21 protein-coding genes and 1 pseudogene are annotated in these 19,169 nt (G+C 56.8%); 14 read left to right on the top strand and 8 right to left on the bottom strand.

The window, feature by feature from the left end; translation table 11 throughout:
• Positions 1 to 5: 5 nt before the first annotated feature.
• From I5P96_RS01015 to I5P96_RS00985, 7 genes are all read right to left on the bottom strand, one after another.
• Positions 6 to 896, bottom strand: a complete 891-nt coding sequence (locus tag I5P96_RS01015; protein ID WP_223382778.1) for a phosphate ABC transporter substrate-binding protein — start codon at positions 894 to 896, stop codon at positions 6 to 8.
• A 324-nt stretch (positions 897 to 1,220) separates the two neighbouring features.
• Positions 1,221 to 1,757: a twin-arginine translocation signal domain-containing protein gene (locus I5P96_RS01010; protein WP_118553736.1), complete on the bottom strand. Its 537-nt coding sequence runs from the start codon at positions 1,755 to 1,757 to the stop codon at positions 1,221 to 1,223.
• Positions 1,758 to 1,770: 13 nt separating this feature from the next.
• The gene (locus I5P96_RS01005) at positions 1,771 to 2,283 is read right to left on the bottom strand and encodes a twin-arginine translocation signal domain-containing protein (RefSeq protein ID WP_223382777.1); all 513 of its coding nucleotides are present in this window, start codon (positions 2,281 to 2,283) and stop codon (positions 1,771 to 1,773) included.
• A 159-nt stretch (positions 2,284 to 2,442) separates the two neighbouring features.
• Positions 2,443 to 3,045, bottom strand: coding sequence for a GNAT family N-acetyltransferase (locus I5P96_RS01000; protein ID WP_223382776.1), 603 nt, complete (start codon positions 3,043 to 3,045; stop codon positions 2,443 to 2,445).
• Positions 3,042 to 4,169 carry an N-acetylglucosamine-6-phosphate deacetylase gene (gene nagA / locus I5P96_RS00995; RefSeq protein WP_223382775.1) on the bottom strand — a complete coding sequence of 376 codons (1,128 nt, stop codon included), beginning with the start codon at positions 4,167 to 4,169 and terminating at the stop codon, positions 3,042 to 3,044. The genes I5P96_RS01000 and nagA overlap by 4 nt, the downstream gene beginning before the upstream one ends.
• A gap of 122 nt (positions 4,170 to 4,291) precedes the next feature.
• Positions 4,292 to 5,020, bottom strand: coding sequence for a glucosamine-6-phosphate deaminase (nagB, locus tag I5P96_RS00990; protein ID WP_118553740.1), 729 nt, complete (start codon positions 5,018 to 5,020; stop codon positions 4,292 to 4,294).
• 185 nt (positions 5,021 to 5,205) lie between these two features.
• The gene (locus tag I5P96_RS00985) at positions 5,206 to 6,678 is read right to left on the bottom strand and encodes a PTS transporter subunit EIIC (protein ID WP_223382774.1); all 1,473 of its coding nucleotides are present in this window, start codon (positions 6,676 to 6,678) and stop codon (positions 5,206 to 5,208) included.
• 343 nt (positions 6,679 to 7,021) lie between these two features.
• Here I5P96_RS00985 and prmA point away from each other — a divergent pair, with 343 nt between their 5' ends.
• From prmA to I5P96_RS00915, 14 genes and pseudogenes are all read left to right on the top strand, one after another.
• Positions 7,022 to 7,936: a 50S ribosomal protein L11 methyltransferase gene (gene prmA, locus I5P96_RS00980; protein WP_223382773.1), complete on the top strand. Its 915-nt coding sequence runs from the start codon at positions 7,022 to 7,024 to the stop codon at positions 7,934 to 7,936.
• 130 nt (positions 7,937 to 8,066) lie between these two features.
• Entirely contained in the window at positions 8,067 to 8,810 is a 744-nt protein-coding gene (locus I5P96_RS00975) for an RsmE family RNA methyltransferase (RefSeq protein WP_097791732.1), read from the top strand.
• A 164-nt stretch (positions 8,811 to 8,974) separates the two neighbouring features.
• Entirely contained in the window at positions 8,975 to 9,643 is a 669-nt protein-coding gene (locus tag I5P96_RS00970; RefSeq protein WP_223383772.1) for an alpha/beta hydrolase, read from the top strand.
• On the top strand, positions 9,640 to 10,077 hold the full coding sequence (locus I5P96_RS00965; protein WP_223382772.1) for a DUF188 domain-containing protein: 438 nt from the start codon (positions 9,640 to 9,642) through the stop codon (positions 10,075 to 10,077). The genes I5P96_RS00970 and I5P96_RS00965 overlap by 4 nt, the downstream gene beginning before the upstream one ends.
• A gap of 76 nt (positions 10,078 to 10,153) precedes the next feature.
• The gene (locus I5P96_RS00960) at positions 10,154 to 10,732 is read left to right on the top strand and encodes a histidine phosphatase family protein (RefSeq protein ID WP_223382771.1); all 579 of its coding nucleotides are present in this window, start codon (positions 10,154 to 10,156) and stop codon (positions 10,730 to 10,732) included.
• 675 nt (positions 10,733 to 11,407) lie between these two features.
• A complete protein-coding gene (locus tag I5P96_RS00955) occupies positions 11,408 to 12,037 on the top strand; it encodes a helix-turn-helix domain-containing protein (protein WP_223382770.1) in 630 nt (209 codons plus the stop codon).
• A pseudogene (locus I5P96_RS00950) lies at positions 12,037 to 12,438 on the top strand (DUF6017 domain-containing protein); the annotation flags it as partial. The gene I5P96_RS00955 and the pseudogene I5P96_RS00950, both read left to right, overlap by 1 nt.
• 4 nt (positions 12,439 to 12,442) lie before the next feature.
• Positions 12,443 to 13,270, top strand: coding sequence for a ParA family protein (locus I5P96_RS00945; protein WP_223383771.1), 828 nt, complete (start codon positions 12,443 to 12,445; stop codon positions 13,268 to 13,270).
• The gene (locus I5P96_RS00940) at positions 13,227 to 14,171 is read left to right on the top strand and encodes a ParB/RepB/Spo0J family partition protein (protein ID WP_223382769.1); all 945 of its coding nucleotides are present in this window, start codon (positions 13,227 to 13,229) and stop codon (positions 14,169 to 14,171) included. Before I5P96_RS00945 ends, I5P96_RS00940 begins: the two co-directional genes overlap by 44 nt.
• A 67-nt stretch (positions 14,172 to 14,238) precedes the next feature.
• The gene (locus I5P96_RS00935) at positions 14,239 to 14,709 is read left to right on the top strand and encodes a hypothetical protein (protein ID WP_223382768.1); all 471 of its coding nucleotides are present in this window, start codon (positions 14,239 to 14,241) and stop codon (positions 14,707 to 14,709) included.
• Between the two features lie 126 nt (positions 14,710 to 14,835).
• Positions 14,836 to 15,273: a DUF3846 domain-containing protein gene (locus I5P96_RS00930; RefSeq protein ID WP_317850518.1), complete on the top strand. Its 438-nt coding sequence runs from the start codon at positions 14,836 to 14,838 to the stop codon at positions 15,271 to 15,273.
• A gap of 30 nt (positions 15,274 to 15,303) precedes the next feature.
• A complete protein-coding gene (locus tag I5P96_RS00925) occupies positions 15,304 to 15,762 on the top strand; it encodes a PcfB family protein (protein ID WP_055186936.1) in 459 nt (152 codons plus the stop codon).
• A complete protein-coding gene (locus I5P96_RS00920) occupies positions 15,759 to 17,525 on the top strand; it encodes a VirD4-like conjugal transfer protein, CD1115 family (RefSeq protein ID WP_223382765.1) in 1,767 nt (588 codons plus the stop codon). Before I5P96_RS00925 ends, I5P96_RS00920 begins: the two co-directional genes overlap by 4 nt.
• Positions 17,526 to 17,663: 138 nt before the next feature.
• Positions 17,664 to 17,879: a Maff2 family mobile element protein gene (locus tag I5P96_RS00915; protein ID WP_055186938.1), complete on the top strand. Its 216-nt coding sequence runs from the start codon at positions 17,664 to 17,666 to the stop codon at positions 17,877 to 17,879.
• Between the two features lie 34 nt (positions 17,880 to 17,913).
• On the opposite strand, the gene I5P96_RS00910 is transcribed toward I5P96_RS00915, so the two are convergent.
• Positions 17,914 to 18,888 carry a Fic family protein gene (locus tag I5P96_RS00910; RefSeq protein WP_223382764.1) on the bottom strand — a complete coding sequence of 325 codons (975 nt, stop codon included), beginning with the start codon at positions 18,886 to 18,888 and terminating at the stop codon, positions 17,914 to 17,916.
• Positions 18,889 to 19,169: the final 281 nt, after the last annotated feature.

Here is a 19,169-nt window from a genome sequence, read left to right as displayed (position 1 = left end):
CTCGATTACTCATTCACAGGCACTGCACCGGCGGTACGGATGAGGTCCGCAGCATCGGCGCTGGTGGCGAAGTCGAAGAAGGCCTGCGCCTGCTCGGACAGGGTGACGGACTTGTTGGTGACGAAGACGAAGGGACGCTGGACCTCATAGCTGCCGTCCTTGACGGTCTCCTCGCTGCAGGCCACACCGCCGACCGTGACCATCTTCACGGTCTCGCCGACGGCAGACAGGGAAGCGTAGCCGATGGCCAGCGGGTTGGCCTCGACGGCGCTGATGACAGCGCCGGTCGCGGTCAGCTCCTGTGCATACTTGCAGGAGTCCTTGACATCCACGATGCTCTCGAAGCCGTCGCGGGTGCCGGAGCCAGCCTCACGGCCGATCAGAACGATCTCGCCGTCGTCGCCGCCGACCTCAGACCAGTTGGTGATCTCGCCGGTGAACATCTGCTTGAGCTGATCGACGGTCAGGTCCTCGACCTTGCTGGCCTTGTTCACGATGATGGCGATGCCGTCCAGTGCGATGATGGTGCCGTCCACATCGTTCTTCTCGTCGTCCTTCAGGGCGCGGGAGGACAGGCCGATGTCCAGAGTCTTATCGGTCGCACCGGTGATGCCGGCACCGGAACCGGTGGGGTCATAGCTGACGGTGACGCCCGGCTCCACCTCCGCGAAGCCTTCGGTCAGGGCGGCGATGACATTCTTCATGGAAGTGGAACCGCCGGTGGCCACATTGCCGGACAGGCTGCCGGAAGCAGTGGAGGCGGCCGAAGAGGCCGTGGATGCAGCGGCGGAAGAAGCCGCAGTGGAAGAAGCGGAACCGCCGCAGGCGGTCAGGGCAGCAGCAGCGGCTGCGGCACCACAAACAGCAAGGAACGAACGGCGCGCGATCTTTTTCATAATGTTTTCCTCCATGACCATATCCGGGTCGTATTTTCCCGGTCCTTTTTTCCTTTTTGTGTTTTCCCTTGGAACGCCTTTATTGTACCGCCGTCCTTCTGCCGCTGCGACCACGCGCGGGAAAAATCGAAGTAAATTGTTTGCACAGGCTTTTCCTGCTTTGTAAAATTCCGGCTCTTCCGGTGTGAAAATCGTTGCGCCGGATTTTACAGTTCCGCGCCAACTGCCAAAAATGCCCCGCTCTGCTTGTGCAGACTACACAATCAAAAAAGCCGGAGCTGTGCGGCTCGCACAGCTCCGGCTTGGAGGGGTTTGCTCTGGCGCTCAGATGCCCAGCATCAGGGAAGCTTCCTTGGCTGCGATCTTGCAGCACAGGTAGGTCTTGGCGTCCTGCGGGTTCGGGTAGAACAGCACCTGCACGTAATTAAACTTCGACACGCCGCTGCCCTTGCCGCACAGATGGCCCTTTGCGTACTGGCCGCGGTTCAGGGTGCGGGTATCCAGAGCGTTCAGCTTAGAGTTCTTGTTCAGAATGGCCATGGTGTCGGAGTTGATGTCCAGTTCCTCCGAGCCGTTCACCCGCAGCTTGAAGCTGCCGCCGGTGGGATTCAGCGGGATCCCGGCCGCGCTGCCGTTGTTGATGAGCACTTCCGGCACCAGATAGAAGGTGCCGTCCGAATAGCTTGCGTAAGCCAGAGACCGCACGGTCATCTTGATGCCCTTCAGCTCAGCGGTATCGTTCAGGCCGTTGGCGTTGCCCACCATCTCGCCGCCTTCGCAGCCGCCCAGCAGACCCACAGCGGCCACAGCCAGCGTTGCTGCGCCCACACTCTTCAAAAATCCACGACGGGTCAGTTCCATCTTCGGTTCCTCCTTATCCAATCTTTTCGACCGTTTTGGTCAGCGTACCAAAATTCAGGGTATACACAGCCGTCTGGCCTGAAAGCTTGACGGTCAGTTTCAGGTCTACCGCGCCGCTGTTGACCTGCTGGTACAGGTCGGCGTCTTCGATGATGAAGCTTGGGGTGCACTCGGTCGGCACCCGCATCGGCAGAGTGGCGAACTCCGTCTTGGAGTTGCCCGCTTTCAGCTCCGTCTCCCCGGCATACAGCGAGGGGAACATGCTCCGGATGAAGGGCATCGCGGCGGCACCGGCGTCGTTGTTGGTCACAAAGACCGACAGCTTGACGGTCGCACTGCCATCCCCGTTTTTGCCCAGTACGGAGCGCTTCAGGTCCAGATCCACCTTATAGTCGCCCAGGATCACCGCCGTGGACGGCTCTGATCCGGCATCTGTGCTGCATCCGGTCAGGCCCATGGCCGAGACGGCCAACGCCGCAGCGGCGGCACCCTTCAAAAATCCGCGGCGGGAAAATGTTTGTTCCATATCTTGTTTCCTCCTTGCCCGGTCTGATCCATTTTCAGTCGTTTGTCAAGTTAAGCATACCATATTGTTCCAGCCTGTCAAGCGTCTTTTTTTCAGTAAAAAGCCGCCCACCCCCGCAAGGTGCAGAGGCAGGCGGCACAGTTTGAATGCAAACTTTGGTCAGAACCGGGCTTCGGCCCCATCCGGGCGGTAGAATGTGACGTGTTTTTTCCACTGCGGATCGCCCATCGTGCGGCGGTAGCAGTCAGCCAGCCCCTGCACGGTGGTCTCCGCATCCGGGGTGGTCCGGCCGCAGGGCAGCACCAGCACCCGGAACCAGGCGTCGAAGAGATGCTCCGTCCAGCCCACATCCACAGCCCCGCATCGGGCGTAGAAGCCCAGACGGCGGACGGCCATGGCCTCGTCCTCGGCTTTTTCGGGGCACTCAGCCTCAATGAGGATGGCCTGACAGCCGTTTTCGTGGCCGGGCAGCTCTGCCAGCAATGCCGCGCCCAGACCGGAGGCCCGGTACCGGGGCAGGACGGCAAAGTAGTCCAGCTGGCTCATGGCGCAGCCCACAGGGCGCACCATCAGCAGATAGGCGGCCAGTGCATCGCCGTCGTAGATGCCCCAGGTGTGGGCGGTTCCGGCGGCTTCGCTGTTCAGGATCATGCTCAGGGGCTTGAGCTCGCTCTGGGGAAAATCGCGGCGCATCTCGTCGAGGTACACCTTCGTCAGCTCTTCGGCGGTCAGCAGCCGCCAGGTCAGGGTCACGGGATTCATAGGATGCGGGTTCCTTTCTGGACGACAGCCTGAATGTTGAGCGCTTCGTCGGCCAGAATGACATTGCCGTACCGTCCGGCGCTCAGGCTGCCGTAGTCGTTGTCGATGCCGATGCTCCGGGCGGGGTTTTCGCTGGCGGCGCGGACGGCGCTCTCCAGCGGGACGCCCATCTCCAGCACAGCCCGCTTCATGCAGTCGTACAGGCAGGTCGCGCTTCCGGCGATGGTGCCGGGCTGTTCGGTCAGCGTGGCGCGCGGGCCCTTGACCGTGACCGCCTGTCCGCCCAGGCTGTACTGCCCATCGGGCAGGCCGCAGGCCATCATGCTGTCGGCGATGAGGATGACGTGGTCGTCGCCGAAGGTGCGGAAGGTGAAGCGGACCATGGCCGGATGGATGTGGACATTGTCGGTGATGAGCTCGACTTCTGCGTCGCGCTCCAGCGCCGCAATGATGGGGCCGGGCGCGCGGTGGGTGATGCCGGGCATGGCATTGTAGAGGTGGGTCATGTGGGTGGCACCGGCGTCAAAAGCCGCGCAGGCGGTATCGTAGCTGGTGCAGGTGTGGGCGATGGAGATGCGGACCTCCCCGCGGCACTCCCGGATGAACTCCAGCGCACCCGGCTCTTCGGGGGCCACGTCCACCAGCTTGATGAGGCCGTTCGCGCGCTTCTGCAAGCGGCGGAACATCCCCACATCGGCAGGATGGAGGTATTCCGGGTTCTGTGCGCCGACCTTCTTCGGGCTGATGAAGGGGCCTTCCATGTTGATGCCGACAAGGTCTGCGCCCTTGCCGTTCCGGTGGGCCGCAGCCGCATCCATGACGCCGTTCAGGATCTCTTCCGAGAAGGTCATGGTCGCGGGGCAGATGGCCAGCACACCCTTGCTGGCTTCAAAGTCGGCCAGCGTCTGGATGGCCTCTTCCGTTCCGTCGCAGAAGTCCTTGCCCATGGCACCGTGGAAATGAATGTCCACAAGGCCGGGCAGGGCATAAGCGCCCCTGGCATCCAGAACTTCTTCGCCTGCTTCCGGCTGTGCAAAGGGCACGATGCGCCCCTCCCGGATGAACAGGTCCCCCTCCTCGAACGTATGACGGGGGGTATAGATCTTTGCATGTTTGATGATCATAATTGAAGCCTCTATAATCGAGCTGTTTGCTGCTGTTTTTCTTTACGCTCCCGCAATGCCTTGCTGCCAATGGCTCCCCCTTTGGGGGAGCTGGCAAAGCCGCAAGGCTTTGCCTGAGAGGGTCACAGCAGGCTCAGTGCCTCTTCGTCAGCCACCAGGATGCAGTCGGGGTGCATCTGCAGGATGGAACCCGGACACTCCGGGGTGACGGGGCCGGACACGACGGCCTTGACGGCCTTGGCCTTGGCCAGACCGTTGGCCACCACCAGCACCTTGCGAGCCTGCATGATGGTCTTGATGCCCATGGTGTAGGCCTGCTTGGGCACGAGGTCCTCGTTGCCGTCAAAGAAGCGCTTGTTGGCCTCGATGGTGGCAGCGGTCAGGTCCACGCAGTGGGTCTCCAGCTCAAAGGCTTCGCCCGGCTCGTTGAAGCCGATGTGGCCGTTGGGGCCAAGGCCCAGCAGCTGCAGGTCGATGCCGCCCACGCTGTGGATGATCTCGTTGTACTTTGCGCAGGCGTCTGCTGCATCGGGGTTGGTGCCGTCGGGCAGGTGGATGGCCTCCGGGCGGATGTTCACATGGTCAAACAGGTTCTTGTGCATGAAGCTCCAGTAGCTCTCCGGATGCTCCTTGGGCAGGCCGCGGTACTCGTCCAGGTTGACGGTGGTGACCTCCGAGAAGTCCACATCGCCCTTGTTGTACCACTCCACCAGCTGGGCATACGCGCCCACAGGGGTGCCGCCGGTGGCCAGGCCCAGCACACAGTTCGGCTTCATGATGACCTGCGCGGAGATGATGTTTGCCGCCTTGCGGGACATATCCTTGTAATCCTTTGCACGAATGATCTTCATAGTGGGAACCTCCTGATTTTTTCTCGTTGTCTTCAGTATAGCACAGTCGCAGTGCTCAAAAAACGGTTTTGTGTGAACAAAAAAGGGCCGCCGAAGATGGGCGTGAACGCCCGCCCTCAGCGGCCCTTCGGGAACGGATGCAGGATCAACCAGTCTCCTGCATAAAATTACGGTTCAGGATGCGATCACAGCATCTTCTTCAGCTCGTCGTACACGAACTGGACCTTGGTGCCAATGATGACCTGGCAGGTAGTCTTGTCAGGACGGATGACACCGGCTGCGCCTGCTGCCTTGACAGCCTTTTCATCGACCTGCGTGTAGTCCTTGATGGTGAAACGCAGGCGGGTAGCGCAGTAGTCCACGCTGGAGACGTTTGCCTTGCCGCCGATGGCCTTCAGCACACCAGAAGCAACTTCGGTGTAGTTGTTGTTGGCCAGGGTGATCTTCTTTTCAGCCTCTTCAGCGTCCTCGTCCTCACGGCCGGGGGTCTTCAGGTCGAACTTGGTGATGGCAAAGTAGAACACCAGATAGAACACGATGAAAGCAGCGATGCCCAGAGGAATGATCATCCAAGTCTTAGCAGCTGCGGGCAGGGATGCGGAGAAGACCAGGTCGGTCGCACCAGCAGAGAAGCAGAAGCCAGCACGGAAGCCGGAGTAGTAGGTGATGACGGTGAAGATGCCGTACAGAGCAGAGTACACAACGTACAGCGGGAAGCACAGGAACATGAAGCCGAACTCGAACGGCTCGGTAACGCCGCAAACGAAAGCGCAGATCGCAGCGGACAGAACCAGACCGATGGCAGCCTTCTTGTTCTTAGCGGTCTTGACCATTGCCAAAGCAGCACCGGCAATACCGAACATCATGCAGGGGAAGAAGCCGGACATGTACATGCCGAGGCTCCAGCCCACATCCGCAGAGGTCTCACCAGCCCAGAAGTGGGACAGGTCGCCCAGGCCGATGGTATCGAACCAGAACACGTTGTTCAGAGCGTGGTGCAGGCCGGTGGGGATCAGCAGACGGTTCAGGAAGGCGTACAGACCAGCGCCGATGCCGCCCATGCCTGCGATGCCCTTGCCCAGAGCGACCAGCGCGCCGAAGATGACGGGCCAGACGAACAGCAGAACAACAGAGACCACAATGGAGATCAGGCCGGTGGCAATTGCAACGAAGCGCTTGCCGGAGAAGAACGCCAGCCAGTCAGGCAGCTGGGTGTTCTTGAACTTGTTGTAGCAGGTCGCGCCCACCACAGCGGCCAGAATGCCGATGAACGAGTTGCCAGCGACCTTCTGGAAAGCGATGTAGGTAGCGGTGCCCTCTTCGAGGGTGCGGACTGCACCGACGACGGCGGGGCTCAGCAGCTGCTGCATCATCAGGAAGCTGACGAGGCCAGCCAGACCAGCGGTACCATCGTGGTCATCTGCCAGACCAACTGCTGCACCGATTGCGAACAGCCAGGCCATGTTGTCGATCAGAGCGCCGCCTGCCTTGACCAGCAGGAAGCCAACGGTATAAGCTGCGCCGGAAGTTGCTGCACCGGGCACACCCATAACGCCCGGAGCAAAGGCATAGCCGAGACCCATCAGGATGCCGCAGATCGGCAGGACCGCGACGGGAAGCATCAGTGCCTTGCCCAGTTTCTGGAGATATTTCATCATAAGACACATTCCTCCTTAAAGAATGTTGTTGTTATGGAGGCCCCTGGTTGCAGGCTGTCCATAATTGCGTAACAATATCTTAACACATGTTAAGAAAAAAAGAAAGGGGGTTTTCGCCACTTTCTTTGCGAATGATACAAAAATCCTTGATTTTGCATTTTTCAGTCAAAAGTTTTTGGGGTTTTTGATGGGATACAAGCTCCCTCTTTGAAAATAATTTTCTTATTTGTGAATTTTCTATATTCTGCTGCCTCTGCCGCGCACTTCTTGCACCGGGGCGGCGTCTATGTTACTATATAGGTATTCCCGAACCGTGCACAACATCCCGAAGGAGGTTTTATCAATGGAATGGACCGACATCCGCCTGACCGTGGCCAAAGCCGACGCTGACAACGCCGAGGCCGTCGCCACGATGATCGCCGAAGGCGGCATCTATATCGAAGACTACAGCGACATCGAACAGCAGGTGGCCGAGATCGCACACGTAGACCTCATCGAGCAGGAGCTGCTGGACAAGCCCCGCGACCAGGTCATCATCCACCTGTATCTGGAGCCGGGCGCTTCGCCGGTGGAGACGCTGGCCCTCATCGCCGCCCGGATGGAGGCGGCAGGCATCGCCTACACCGTCGAGACCGAGGGTGTGGAGCAGGAGGACTGGCAGAACGGCTGGCGCAAATACTATCACCCCATGGAGATTGGCCAGCGGCTCGCCATCGTGCCCTCCTGGCAGGAATATGACACCGACCGCGTCAAGCTCATCCTCGACCCCGGTCTGGCCTTCGGCACCGGCGGCCACGAGACCACCAGCCTCTGCCTGGAAGCGCTGGACGAGCGGGTGAAGGGCGGCGAGCGGGTGCTGGACATCGGCACGGGCTCCGGCATCCTCGCCATCGCCGCCCTCAAGCTGGGCGCGGCCTCTGCCGAAGGCGTGGACATCGACCCCGTGGCCGTCCGCACCGCCGGGGAAAACGCCGCACTGAACGGCGTGGCCGACCAGCTCACCGTTCTGGTGGGCGACCTGTCCGACAAGGCCAGCGGCACGTATGACATCATCACCGCCAACATCGTCGCCAACGCCATCCTGTCTCTGGCCCCCGCCGTCCCCGGCCTGATGGCCGAGGATGCCGTTTTCATCGCCAGCGGCATCATCGACAGCCGGAAGGATGAGGTCATCGCCGGGCTGGAAGCCGCCGGTCTCGCCGTGCAGGAAGTCAAGGAAAAGCGCGGCTGGGAGTGCATCGTCTGCCGCAGGAAATAATCGCTCAGGCGTTCCGCGCCAGCTCCCCTGTTCGGGGAGCTCTTGGCAGTCGGATACAGTTTGTATAAGCCGAACAAAACTTTCTGATTCGGAACGTTTTGGAGCGAGCAAGTTCAGGATAGGAGCCACTATGCCGCACCGCTATTTTACCACTGAGATCGCCGACGGCACCGCCACCCTGCGGGGTGCGGACGCCCACCACCTCGCCCGCGTGATGCGGGGCAAGCTGGGCGACACCGTCATCCTCTGCGATGGCAACGCCGTCGAATACACCGCCGTCATCACCGGCTTCGGCCCGGAGACCGTAGAGTTCTCGGTGGAGCCGGGCTACCCCAGCGCCGCCGAACCCAGCGTGGAAGTGACCCTCTTTGCGGGCTATCCCAAGCAGGACAAGCTGGAACAGGTCATCCGCCACGGCGTCGAGCTGGGCTGCGCTCATTTCGTCCCCTTCTTCAGCCGCTACTGCGTGGCCGCCCCCAAGAAAGAGGAGCAGAAGAACGAGCGCTACAATCGCATCGCCTTCGAGGCCGCCAAGCAGTGCGGCCGGGGCATCCTGCCGGATGTGGCCCTGCCGCTGCCCAACTTCGGCGCGGTCTGCCGCAGTCTGGAAGGGTACGACCTCGTGCTCTTCTGCTACGAGTGCGGCGGTGCCCCGCTGCGGGAGCTGCTGGCCGATGTCCGCCCCGCCGACGGCAAAAAGCCGAAGATCGCCGTCATCACCGGTGCCGAGGGCGGCTTTGCCGCCGAGGAAGCCGAGATGGCCGCCCAGGCCGGTGCCAAAACAGTCGGCCTCGGCCCCCGCATCCTCCGCTGCGAGACGGCCCCTCTGGCCGTTCTCTCCGCCGTCATGACCCTGACGGGGAATCTGGAATAAGCGCTTTACAAAACAGGAGGGACAGCCCGCAAGCTGTCCCTCCTGTTTTGTTTATAATGGGTCTGCGAATGCGAACGCCTTTTGAATTGCAAAATGATTTTTCAGTTGCTATACTGGGCTTATCAAAGTTTTTTCGGGAGGACGCCGCAATGACCGCACAGACAATGCTAATCGGGAACCGACCTTGCCTCATTTACGGCGAAGCCCATGCAGAATACCTACTGCTCCAAATGACCGGCGAACACGAGCTGCAAAGCATGGAAAGCGAGGTTGCCGCTATTGCACAGAGTGCGCACCACTTTTTGTTTGCGGCCGTGCCCGTGGAAAGCTGGAACGATGCACTTTCTCCGTGGAAGTCTCCTGCCGTGTGGGGGAAGCAGGGGTTTGGCGGTAAGGCCGGGAAGACATTGCGCTTCCTGACAGATCAGGTCATTCCGTCACTGAAGCAGCAGTATCCTCTCCCGAAAAACGTCAAAATCATTCTGGGCGGCTATTCGCTGGCGGGATTGTTTGCTTTGTGGGCATCCACCCAGACTAATCTGTTCTACGGTGTCGCCGCCGCCTCGCCCTCTGTATGGTTTCCGGGCTGGATGGAGTATGAACAGCAGCACCCGATACAGGCACAGCGCGTTTATCTGAGCCTTGGCGACAAGGAAGAGCATACGAAAAATGCTGTCATGGCTGCGGTGGGCGATAACATCCGCACCCTGCACAGCCGGCTTATAGAGCGTGGCGCAGACTGCACCCTTGAGTGGAACAGCGGCGGGCATTTCAAAGACGCCGATTTGCGTACCGCAAGAGCATTTCAGTGGGTGATGGAGGAACACACATGACCATTTTGATTGATGCAGACGGTTGTCCCGTGGTCGATCTGACGTTGCAGATTGCAAAGCGGTTTGTCGTTCCGGTCATCATCCTGTGCGACACAGCTCACCAGATCGAGCGAGAAGGTGCGCAGACGCTGGTGTTCGACAAAGGAGCGGACAGCGTGGATTTTGCTCTCGTCAACCGGGTAAAACCGGGAGATGTGGTTGTGACGCAGGACTACGGGCTGGCCAGCATGTGTCTTGCCAAGTGCGCACGCGTGCTGAACCAGAATGGTCTGGAATACACCGCCGACAACATAGACGCTCTCATGCTGCGGCGGTATGAAAACAAAAAGCTCCTCCGTGCCGGAAAGCACCCCAAGGGGAGCCCAAAGCGGACGAAGGAGCAGGATGTCAGGTTTGCGGACACGCTTGAGAAGATTCTGAGCAAAAATTATTGATACATACAGCTCGTTTTCTTGCATCTGCTTTCCCGAATCTGCTATACTGAAGTCACTTTTTTAATCGGAGGCTTTCATGACAACCCTTCTTCTCCTGCGCCATTCCATCCCGGAGCGCGGCGGTTCCAGCCCCGACCCCGGCCTTTCTGCCGAAGGTCTTCAGCGGGCCGCCGCAGTCTTCCAAAATGACGCTTTCCGCACGGTCTCGCTCGTCTGGTCGTCCCCTTCGCTACGTGCGCTCCAGACCGCACAGCTGCTGGGGCTTCCCGTCCGGCAGGACACCCGCCTTGCCGAGCGCCGCACCGGCGACACGACCGGGCAGGACGCTTCGTTCTGGAAACACCAATACGAAGACCCGGACTTCAAAAATCCGGACGGCGAGTCCTTCCGTGAGGTCAGCGCCCGGATGGCAGACTGCATCCACGAACTGCTGGATTCGCTCCCGGAGGGGCAGAACGCCCTTGTCGTCTCCCACGCCGCCGCTATTTGCAGCTACTTGCAGCGCTTTTGCACCGTTGAGGTGACCGACGCCGCACAGAAGCTCCGCCGGATTACATTTCAGGGCGAAGTTCTGTTGGATGGGCACTTTTGGGAGGCTGATGGATTTGTGCTGCACATCGAAAATCGCCGCCCTGTTCTCATCCGCACCATCTAGCCGCAAAAAAGGCACCAGCCTGAGCTGATGCCTTTTGTTGGCGGAGATGGTGGGCATTCTCCCGCGGGCTAAGCAACAGCCCACAGGGCTGATTGCTTGCGGCCTGCGGGCCGCCGCCCTGTTCTCATCCTCACCATCTTAGCCGCAAAAAAGGCACCAGCCTGAGCTGATGCCTTTTGTTGGCGGAGATGGTGGGCATTCTCCCGCGGGCTAAGCAACAGCCCACAGGGCTGATTGCTTGCGGCCTGCGGGCCGCCGCCCTGTTCTCATCCTCACCATCTTAGCCGCAAAAAAGGCACCAGCCTGAGCTGATGCCTTTTGTTGGCGGAGATGGTGGGATTCGAACCCACGTGCCCGATTAAGGACAAAACGATTTCGAGTTTTTCCTGTCTCACGGTACTTGGTGGAAGATAGAGGTAATTAGCCCACTTTGCCAGAAGATACGAACCATCGAATTTACGCTCAAAATTTCATCAAAATCCAAAATCACTAGGCTCCATGCGGATTTGAACCCACTTTCCAAAACGCAGAAAAATCTGTCATTTGGAGAGAATTGGGAGAGATTTTACGCCCGTTGGAGAGAACGGGCGAGAGAGATTCCGGGAGCCAGAATCCATCCACACAATATGTTGCTTCTGACGCTGACCAAATCAAAGCAGCAAAGGATGGATGAACATGAGGACACTGTTAGAGTGCTATAAAATTCTCGAAGAATACCCCAACGGAATGACGAAAGACCAGTTCTACCGTGTTGCCCGCATCAACAAGCAACACGCAAAGTACCTTCTGGATTCCGGTCTCGTTCCGTGTATCAATACAGGAAAGAAAACACGCAAATACCATATTGCGACCCACGATGTGATCACCTACTTGTGCGACCGTGAAGATCATCCCGAAAAGTATAAAGTGCCAACGGGCTTTTATATCGAAAAGAACGGCTGTTCCAAGCGGCACCCGGACAAGCCTGCCGCAGAGATCATCCGCTTCAATTTTACAGAGCCGGAAAAGACAGGGCTGTATACCATGTGGGAGAAGCTCACCGCTGGATATGATGATCTGCTGACCACCCCGGAAGTTTCGGAACTGACGGGCTACTCTGCACAAAGCATCCAGCGATGGTGCAATCAGAAGATTCTTGTTGGATTCAAAATTCGTGGCACATTAACGATTCCTCGGCTTGCGGTTGTTGAGTTTATGTCCGGCGACCGTGCAACGGCAATCGTCCGAAAATCCTCAAAGCACCTTGACCTGCTCCGCACTTATGCACAGGACTGCCACGAGGGCGCGATGACCATTACATACTAAACAGACAGGACCCTATCTATTCCGGGGGCATCCGGGAACAGCTTGAAGATTATTTTTATCAGGCGTTGGAGGTAGACCTTCTGCTCCGGCTCTGCCCGGACGAGGAGAAAACCATCTACCAGATCGTAGATTTGCTTGTGGACACCTGTTCTACCAAACGCAAGATGTTGCGGATCGCCGGAGATGACAAACCTGCCGAGGTGGTACGCAGTCGGCTGAAAAAGCTGAATGCTGACCACATCCGTTTCGTGCTAGATTCTCTGGCAGAAAACACCGCCCCGGTGCGGAACATGAAGCAGTATCTGCTGGCGATGCTCTACAATGCGCCCACCACCATGAACCTCTACTATCAGAACAAGACGAACCACGACTTTGCGCGTGGTTCACCGAAGGCGGGGTGATGTTATCGCAAAGAAAGCTACGATTATCGCAGTCACCAATCAAAAAGGTGGTGTGGGGAAAAGCACCACCTGTGAGAATCTGGGCATCGGGCTGGCAATGGAGGGCAAGAAAGTCCTGTTGGTGGACACCGACCCGCAGGGCAGCTTGACCATCAGCATGGGCTGGCAGCAGCCGGACGAACTGCCCACCACCCTTTCCACCCTGATGCAGAAAGCCATGAACGACCAGCCCATTCCGCCCGGTGAAGGCATCCTGCACCATGCGGAGGGCGTTGACCTGATTCCAGCCAACATCGAACTGGCAGGGCTGGAAGTGGCGTTGGTGAACAGCATGAACCGGGAAAAGATGCTGAAACAGGTGTTGGAGGGGGCAAAGCGGGAGTACGATTATATCCTGCTGGACTGTATGCCCTCGCTGGGGATGCTCACCATCAACGCACTGGCGGCGGCAGACGCTGCCCTGATTCCCGTGCAGGCGCAGTACCTTTCCGCAAAAGGTCTGGAACAGCTTTTGCAGACGGTGCAGAAGGTCCGGCGGCAGATCAACCCGAAATTGAAAATTGAGGGTATCCTACTGACCATGACCGACAGCCGCACCAACTACGGAAAGCAGATCAGCAGCCTGATTCGGCAGGCATACGGAAAACACCTGAAGGTGTTCGAGCAGACCATTCCCCGTTCCGTCCGTGCGGCAGAAACCAGTGCGGCAGGCAAAAGCATCTTTGCCTATGACCCCAAAGGCAAGGTGGCAGAAGCCTACAAATCTCTTGCAAAGGAGGTGCTGGCGGATGCCAATCGACAGCGGAAACTTAGCTCTGAAAGGGCTAGATGACCTGTTTTCCACCGAGGAAAACCGACAGGAGGAGCAACGGGAACAGGTACAGCAAATTCCCATCGACGAACTGCACCCCTTCACCAACCACCCATTCAAGGTGTTGGACGATGAAGCCATGACCCGGACGGTAGAGAGCATCGCACAGTACGGGGTGCTGGCTCCGCTGATCGCCCGCCCCAGACCAGAGGGTGGCTACGAGATCATCTCCGGGCATCGCCGGAAACACGCCGCAGAGCTTGCCCATCTGGACACCGTGCCAGTCATTGTGCGCAATATGAAGGATGATGCCGCCACGATATTGATGGTCGATTCCAATTTGCAGAGAGAACACATCCTACCGAGTGAGCGGGCATTTGCGTACAAGATGAAGCTGGATGCGATAAAAAATCAAGGTGCTAGGTCAGATTTAACTTCCCGACAAGTTGTCGGGAAGTTGGAAGCCGCTGATGAAGTCGGAAAAGCCACTGATGAAAGCGGCAGACAAGTCCAGCGTTTCATTCGGCTCACCAATCTTGTCCCTGAACTACTGGACATGGTGGACGAAAAGAAAATCTCTTTTAACCCTGCGGTCGAATTGTCTTATCTTGATGCAAAACAGCAGCAAGATTTTTTAGAAGCAATGGATGCTTCCCAGAATGCGCCCTCTCTTTCGCAAGCCATACGGATAAAGAAGCTGGCGCAGCAAAGCGAGTTCAGTTATGATGCTGTCTACGACATTATGAATGAGGAAAAGAAAAGCGAACTGGACACTGTGACCATCAAAAACGAAACCCTGCGGAAATACTTTCCGCGCAGTTACACGCCCCGGCAGATGGAAAGCATCATCATCAAGCTGCTCGACCAGTGGCAGCTGAAAAAACAGCAGGCAAAACAGAAGAAGCAGGAAGAAGCGCGTTGAGCGCAGACTGAACTAAGAGACCCGATTCGGGTCTTTTTATTTTGCAAAAATAACGGAGGAAACGCCTATGAACAACACGATTGATTTCAAGACCGCAAAGACCATCGACAGCATGAGCAAGAAGCTCGACCACATCGACGATGCCGTGACCGGCTTCTTCTCAATCATGCACATGGCAATGAAGAACGAGCTTGGCAGTGCAGAGCCTTATTTCGCCGCAACCTCGCCGGTTCTGGATCTGACGGTTATCCGTCCTGACGATGCGCCGCACATTTTGGCTTGCTTCGATGAAGCAGATGAGGGTATCGGCATCTCTGAGAACGAGCCGCTGGGCTTCCGTTACAATCCTAAACAGGTTGTCAAGCTGATGGGGCAGCGGTATCTGGTCGGTCCGGTCATTTTTCACCGCTTCGATGAGGATGGCAACTTCGCATCTCTGACGATGGGCGATATGTACACCATCCAGAAATATCTGGAGATCAAGAGTGTCACCCTGATGATCGACCGAGACAAGCTGACCTGCATCTGTATTGACTGAGGTGTGCCATGCTGAACTTTTTTATCGATTTCGCATTTTTTGAAGCAGGTGCTTTTTTCGGCTTCTTCGTAGCGGCTCTGATGCAGGCGGCACGGAGCGGCGAAATCAGTCTGAACGGAAAGGAGGATTCGCATGGAAGAAAACACCCTGTCGGTGCTGAAAATTGCACCGGGGAAGTATCCGCAGCAGGTCGAAATCGATAACGACCTGAAAGCCTTGCAGCAGGCGGTGGGCGGCTTTATCGGCGCAAGCTACCCGTTTGAAGATCCGGTTGCCATCGTTTATAACGATGACGGCAAGCTCATGGGGCTGCCGTTGAACCGTGCCCTGCGGGACGAGGACGGGCAGATGTGCGATGCCGTTGCCGGGACTTTTCTGGTGGTGGGTCTGGGCGAGGAGGATTTTGCATCCCTGACCCCGGAACTGGCGCAGAAATACGAGCAGCTTTTCCATCAGCCGGAAGCCTTTCTGAAACTGGGCAACCGTCTGCTGGTGCTGCCGGTGCCCGATGAACCTCCGGCAGAAAAAAACCGCACCAAGCCCACGGCAGAGCATGACCGCTAAAATCACCCTGCTGCAAGGGAGGCGATGGCAGTGCAGGAAGAAATCGAACAGAAATCCTTCAACCTGATGATCTCCACCACGAAATTGTCTGCCCGGACTGTTCTCCGGGCGGTAAAGGCGGCGTATCGGCTGTACCAGTCCAAGGCATCCCAAGGCAAGCAGAGCGTCCGCACCCTTCTGCGGCAAAACAGGGGCGTTTCCAGCGTGGAGATCAGCAAGACCGGCATCCGTGGGTTGGAACGCTATGCCAAAAAGTACGGCATCGACTATGCTATCCGCAAGGACACCTCCGAGGTGCCGCCCCGGTATCTGGTCTTTTTCAAAGCCCCGGACGCAGAAGCCTTCCACTCGGCGTTCAAGGAGTATTCGGCATCTCTGCTGAACAAAGACAAACGCCCCTCGGTGCTGGCAAAACTGCATGAACTGGTGCAGGCAGCGGCTGAACTCCCCGGCAAAGTCCGGCATAAGGAACAGGAGCGTGGACTGTGACCACGAAAAAGCTGACAAAGCTGCTGGCGCTGTATCTGCCCTATCTTCTGCTGGGACTGGTGGCAACGAACTTTGGCGAGGCATGGCGGCTTGCCGAGGGCAAGGAACTGGGCGAGAAAATCATGTCCATGATGGGGACCATCCCGGTGGCGTTTGCAAATCCTCTGCCCAGCCTGCATCCGCTTGATTTTCTGGCGGGCTTGTGCTGCGGCGCAGGGTTACGGCTGGCAGTCTATTTGCGTGGCAAAAACGCCAAAAAGTACCGCCACGGCATGGAGTACGGCTCTGCCCGGTGGGGCACTCCGAAGGATATTGAGCCGTTCATGGCTCCGAAATTTTCCGACAACATCATTCTGACCAAAACGGAACGGTTGATGATGTCCAACCGCCCGCCTGACCCCAAGAACGCCCGAAACAAAAACGTGCTGGTGGTGGGCGGCTCCGGTTCAGGTAAAACACGCTTTTGGCTGAAGCCGAATCTGCTTCAGTGCCACAGCTCCTATGTTGTCACCGATCCGAAAGGCAGTATCGTGGTCGAGTGCGGGAACGCCCTGCTGAAGAACGGCTACAAGCTGAAAATCCTGAATACCATTAACTTTTCCAAGAGTATGCACTACAACCCCTTCGCCTATGTCCACAGCGAAAAGGACATTTTGAAACTGGTCACGACCCTGATGACCAACACCAAGGGCGAAGGGTCCGGCGGCGACCCTTTCTGGGAAAAATCCGAAAGGCTGCTTTTGACTGCGCTGATTGCGTATCTCCACTATGAAGCCCCGGTGGAGGAGCAAAATTTCGCCACCCTGCTGGAAATGCTCAACACCATGCAGGTGCTGGAGGACGATGAGGAATACCAGAATCCGGTAGACTTGCTGTTTGAAGAACTGGCAAAAAAGAAGCCCAACAGCTTTGCCGGGCGGCAGTATAAACTTTACAAGCTGGCTGCCGGAAAGACCGCAAAATCTATCCTGATCTCCTGCGGTGCCAGATTAGCCCCATTTGACATCCAAGAATTGCGCGACCTCACCATGTACGATGAGCTGCAACTGGACACGCTGGGCGATAAGAAAACAGCGCTGTTCCTCATCATGTCGGACACGGATTCCACCTTTAACTTCCTCATCAGCATGGTCTACACCCAGCTTTTCAATCTGCTGTGCGACAAGGCAGACGATGTGTACGGCGGCAAGCTGCCCATCCATGTGCGGTGCCTGATCGACGAGTGTGCCAACATCGGGCAGATTCCCAATCTGGAAAAGCTGGTGGCTACCATCCGCAGCCGTGAGATTTCGGCCTGCCTTGTTTTGCAGGCGCGAAGCCAGTTGAAGGCCATCTACAAGGACAATGCGGATACCATCGTGGGCAACATGGACAGTCAGATTTTTCTGGGCGGCAGTGAGCCGACAACCCTGAAAGAACTGTCCGAAACACTGGGCAAAGAAACCATTGATTCGTTCAACACTTCGGACACCCGTGGCAACAGCCCCAGCTATGGCACATCGTTCCAGAAACTCGGTCACGAACTGATGAGCCGGGATGAGCTGGCGGTTCTGGACGGCGGCAAGTGCATTTTGCAGTTGCGGGGTGTCAGACCGTTTCTTTCGGACAAGTACGACCTGACCCAGCACCCCAACTACAAGCTGACCTCGGACTACGACCCCAAAAACACCTTCGATATTGAAAAATATCTGAACCGAAAAGAAAAGATCCACCCCGGTGATGAGTTCATCGTGGTGGACGCTGATTCGCTCCCGTCTGCCTGACCCGGTAGGCGGTTTTATTTTATCCTGACCAGAGAGGTACACCAGCAAGCCCACTCCCGCCGCAGTTTGCGGCTTCATTATGCAGCTTCAGGTGTGTACGGACGGTCTACAACTTTCATTTATAAAGGAGAAACGACTATGGAATTCTTTAACTCTGCTATCGAAGTTCTTCAGACTCTGGTTGTCGCTCTGGGTGCCGGTCTCGGCGTGTGGGGTGCCATCAACCTGCTGGAAGGTTACGGCAACGACAACCCCGGCAGCAAGAGTCAGGGCATGAAGCAGCTCATGGCTGGCGGCGGCGTTGCGCTGGTGGGCATCACCCTCATTCCCCTGCTGAGCGGTCTGTTCGGCTAAGTGCCACAGGCGGGTTTATCCCGCCTGTACATAATCAATCTGCCAATTTATATGCCCAATAGCGGCCATTTCGCACTTTGGCGAGCTTTCCTTCTTTTGTCAAAGTATTCAGGACTCGACTTGCAGTGGCAGGAGAAACATTGAGAAGATTCTGAACATCGACGTTTTGGATAATATGGTTCGTGCGGAGAAAAGCTGCAATCTTCATCCAACGCACTTCTTCCTTACTCTGTGCAACAGGCTGTTCGTTGATTGCTTCGGTCAAAGCCTCTTTGATGATTCCCAGCATGAACTCGATAAAAACAGTTCCTTCTCCCTGTGCGTTAGACTGATTGATTGCAGCATAATATTCTGGCTGATGGTCATGGATGATGGATTCGACCGGGAGCCATACAAACAGCGGATTCCACTGAGAAAGCAACAGCGTGTGCCAGAGCCGACCGATGCGACCATTTCCATCTGCGAATGGATGGATCACCTCAAATTCATAGTGAAACACACAGCTTTTGATTAGGATAGGGAGTGAACTGCTTTCCGTCCATTGAATCAGTTCTTCCATCAAAGAGGGAACGTACTGCGGCAGGGTGCCGAAATGGAGGACATTACCCTTGTTGTCTACTACGCCGACAGGACGGGAGCGAAACTCGCCAGCCTCCCGGACAAGACCCTGCATCATCGTCCGATGTGCAAGCAGGAGGTCATCCATCGAATATGGATTCAACTCTGCGAGATGGTCGTAGATTTCGTAGGCGTTTTTTACTTCTGCAATGTCTTTTGGAGGGGCAAGCACACGTTTTCCAGACAGAACAGCCGTCACCTGCTCCAAAGAGAGCGTGTTCTGCTCGATAGCCAGAGAAGAATAAATCGTTCGGATGCGATTCTGGCGGCGCAGAATCGGACTTGTGGAAAGATTCTGGGTGGAACTAATTTTGCCTACCAATTCGCTGATCTCCATAACATCTGAAAGAGCTGCTTCTGTGATTTCAAATGGCGGTTTCTTGTTTCGCACGGTGTATACCTCCCATATCATTTCTTTTATCATATCATTTCATCTATCATTCATCAATCAAAATTTTGAAAAAATGATAGATGAAATGAGGTCATTGTTCCATACAGCGGCTTGAGTAACAGCGGATAGCCCTCTGCAGTTTGCAGTTTTATCGAATGTTCGTGCTCCAAGCCGTGTTTTTATCCACCCATCAACGAAAGGCGGTGTCTTATGCAGTTTTTGACCCACATTATTTTTCTTCTGAATCTTCTCAAGACCCTTATCAACCACTTCAGCTAAGG

The sequence above is a fragment of the Faecalibacterium prausnitzii genome, assembly GCF_019967995.1.
In the GTDB taxonomy this organism is placed as follows: Bacteria; Bacillota; Clostridia; order Oscillospirales; family Ruminococcaceae; genus Faecalibacterium; species Faecalibacterium prausnitzii_E.
This window is presented reverse-complemented; position numbering and strand designations above follow the sequence as displayed.

Bases quoted from the DNA above. Each gene is read 5' to 3' on its own strand.
- I5P96_RS00970 (WP_223383772.1), top strand. From the start codon at position 8,975: ATGCTAATCGGGAACCGACCTTGCCTCATTTACGGCGAAGCCCATGCA.
- I5P96_RS01015 (WP_223382778.1), bottom strand. From the start codon at position 896: ATGAAAAAGATCGCGCGCCGTTCGTTCCTTGCTGTTTGTGGTGCCGCA.
- I5P96_RS00960 (WP_223382771.1), top strand. From the start codon at position 10,154: ATGACAACCCTTCTTCTCCTGCGCCATTCCATCCCGGAGCGCGGCGGT.
- I5P96_RS00940 (WP_223382769.1), top strand. From the start codon at position 13,227: ATGCCAATCGACAGCGGAAACTTAGCTCTGAAAGGGCTAGATGACCTG.
- nagB (WP_118553740.1), bottom strand. From the start codon at position 5,020: ATGAAGATCATTCGTGCAAAGGATTACAAGGATATGTCCCGCAAGGCG.
- I5P96_RS00935 (WP_223382768.1), top strand. From the start codon at position 14,239: ATGAACAACACGATTGATTTCAAGACCGCAAAGACCATCGACAGCATG.
- nagA (WP_223382775.1), bottom strand. From the start codon at position 4,169: ATGATCATCAAACATGCAAAGATCTATACCCCCCGTCATACGTTCGAG.
- I5P96_RS01010 (WP_118553736.1), bottom strand. From the start codon at position 1,757: ATGGAACTGACCCGTCGTGGATTTTTGAAGAGTGTGGGCGCAGCAACG.
- prmA (WP_223382773.1), top strand. From the start codon at position 7,022: ATGGAATGGACCGACATCCGCCTGACCGTGGCCAAAGCCGACGCTGAC.
- I5P96_RS01005 (WP_223382777.1), bottom strand. From the start codon at position 2,283: ATGGAACAAACATTTTCCCGCCGCGGATTTTTGAAGGGTGCCGCCGCT.
- I5P96_RS00955 (WP_223382770.1), top strand. From the start codon at position 11,408: ATGAGGACACTGTTAGAGTGCTATAAAATTCTCGAAGAATACCCCAAC.
- I5P96_RS00975 (WP_097791732.1), top strand. From the start codon at position 8,067: ATGCCGCACCGCTATTTTACCACTGAGATCGCCGACGGCACCGCCACC.
- I5P96_RS00985 (WP_223382774.1), bottom strand. From the start codon at position 6,678: ATGATGAAATATCTCCAGAAACTGGGCAAGGCACTGATGCTTCCCGTC.
- I5P96_RS01000 (WP_223382776.1), bottom strand. From the start codon at position 3,045: ATGAATCCCGTGACCCTGACCTGGCGGCTGCTGACCGCCGAAGAGCTG.
- I5P96_RS00965 (WP_223382772.1), top strand. From the start codon at position 9,640: ATGACCATTTTGATTGATGCAGACGGTTGTCCCGTGGTCGATCTGACG.
- I5P96_RS00915 (WP_055186938.1), top strand. From the start codon at position 17,664: ATGGAATTCTTTAACTCTGCTATCGAAGTTCTTCAGACTCTGGTTGTC.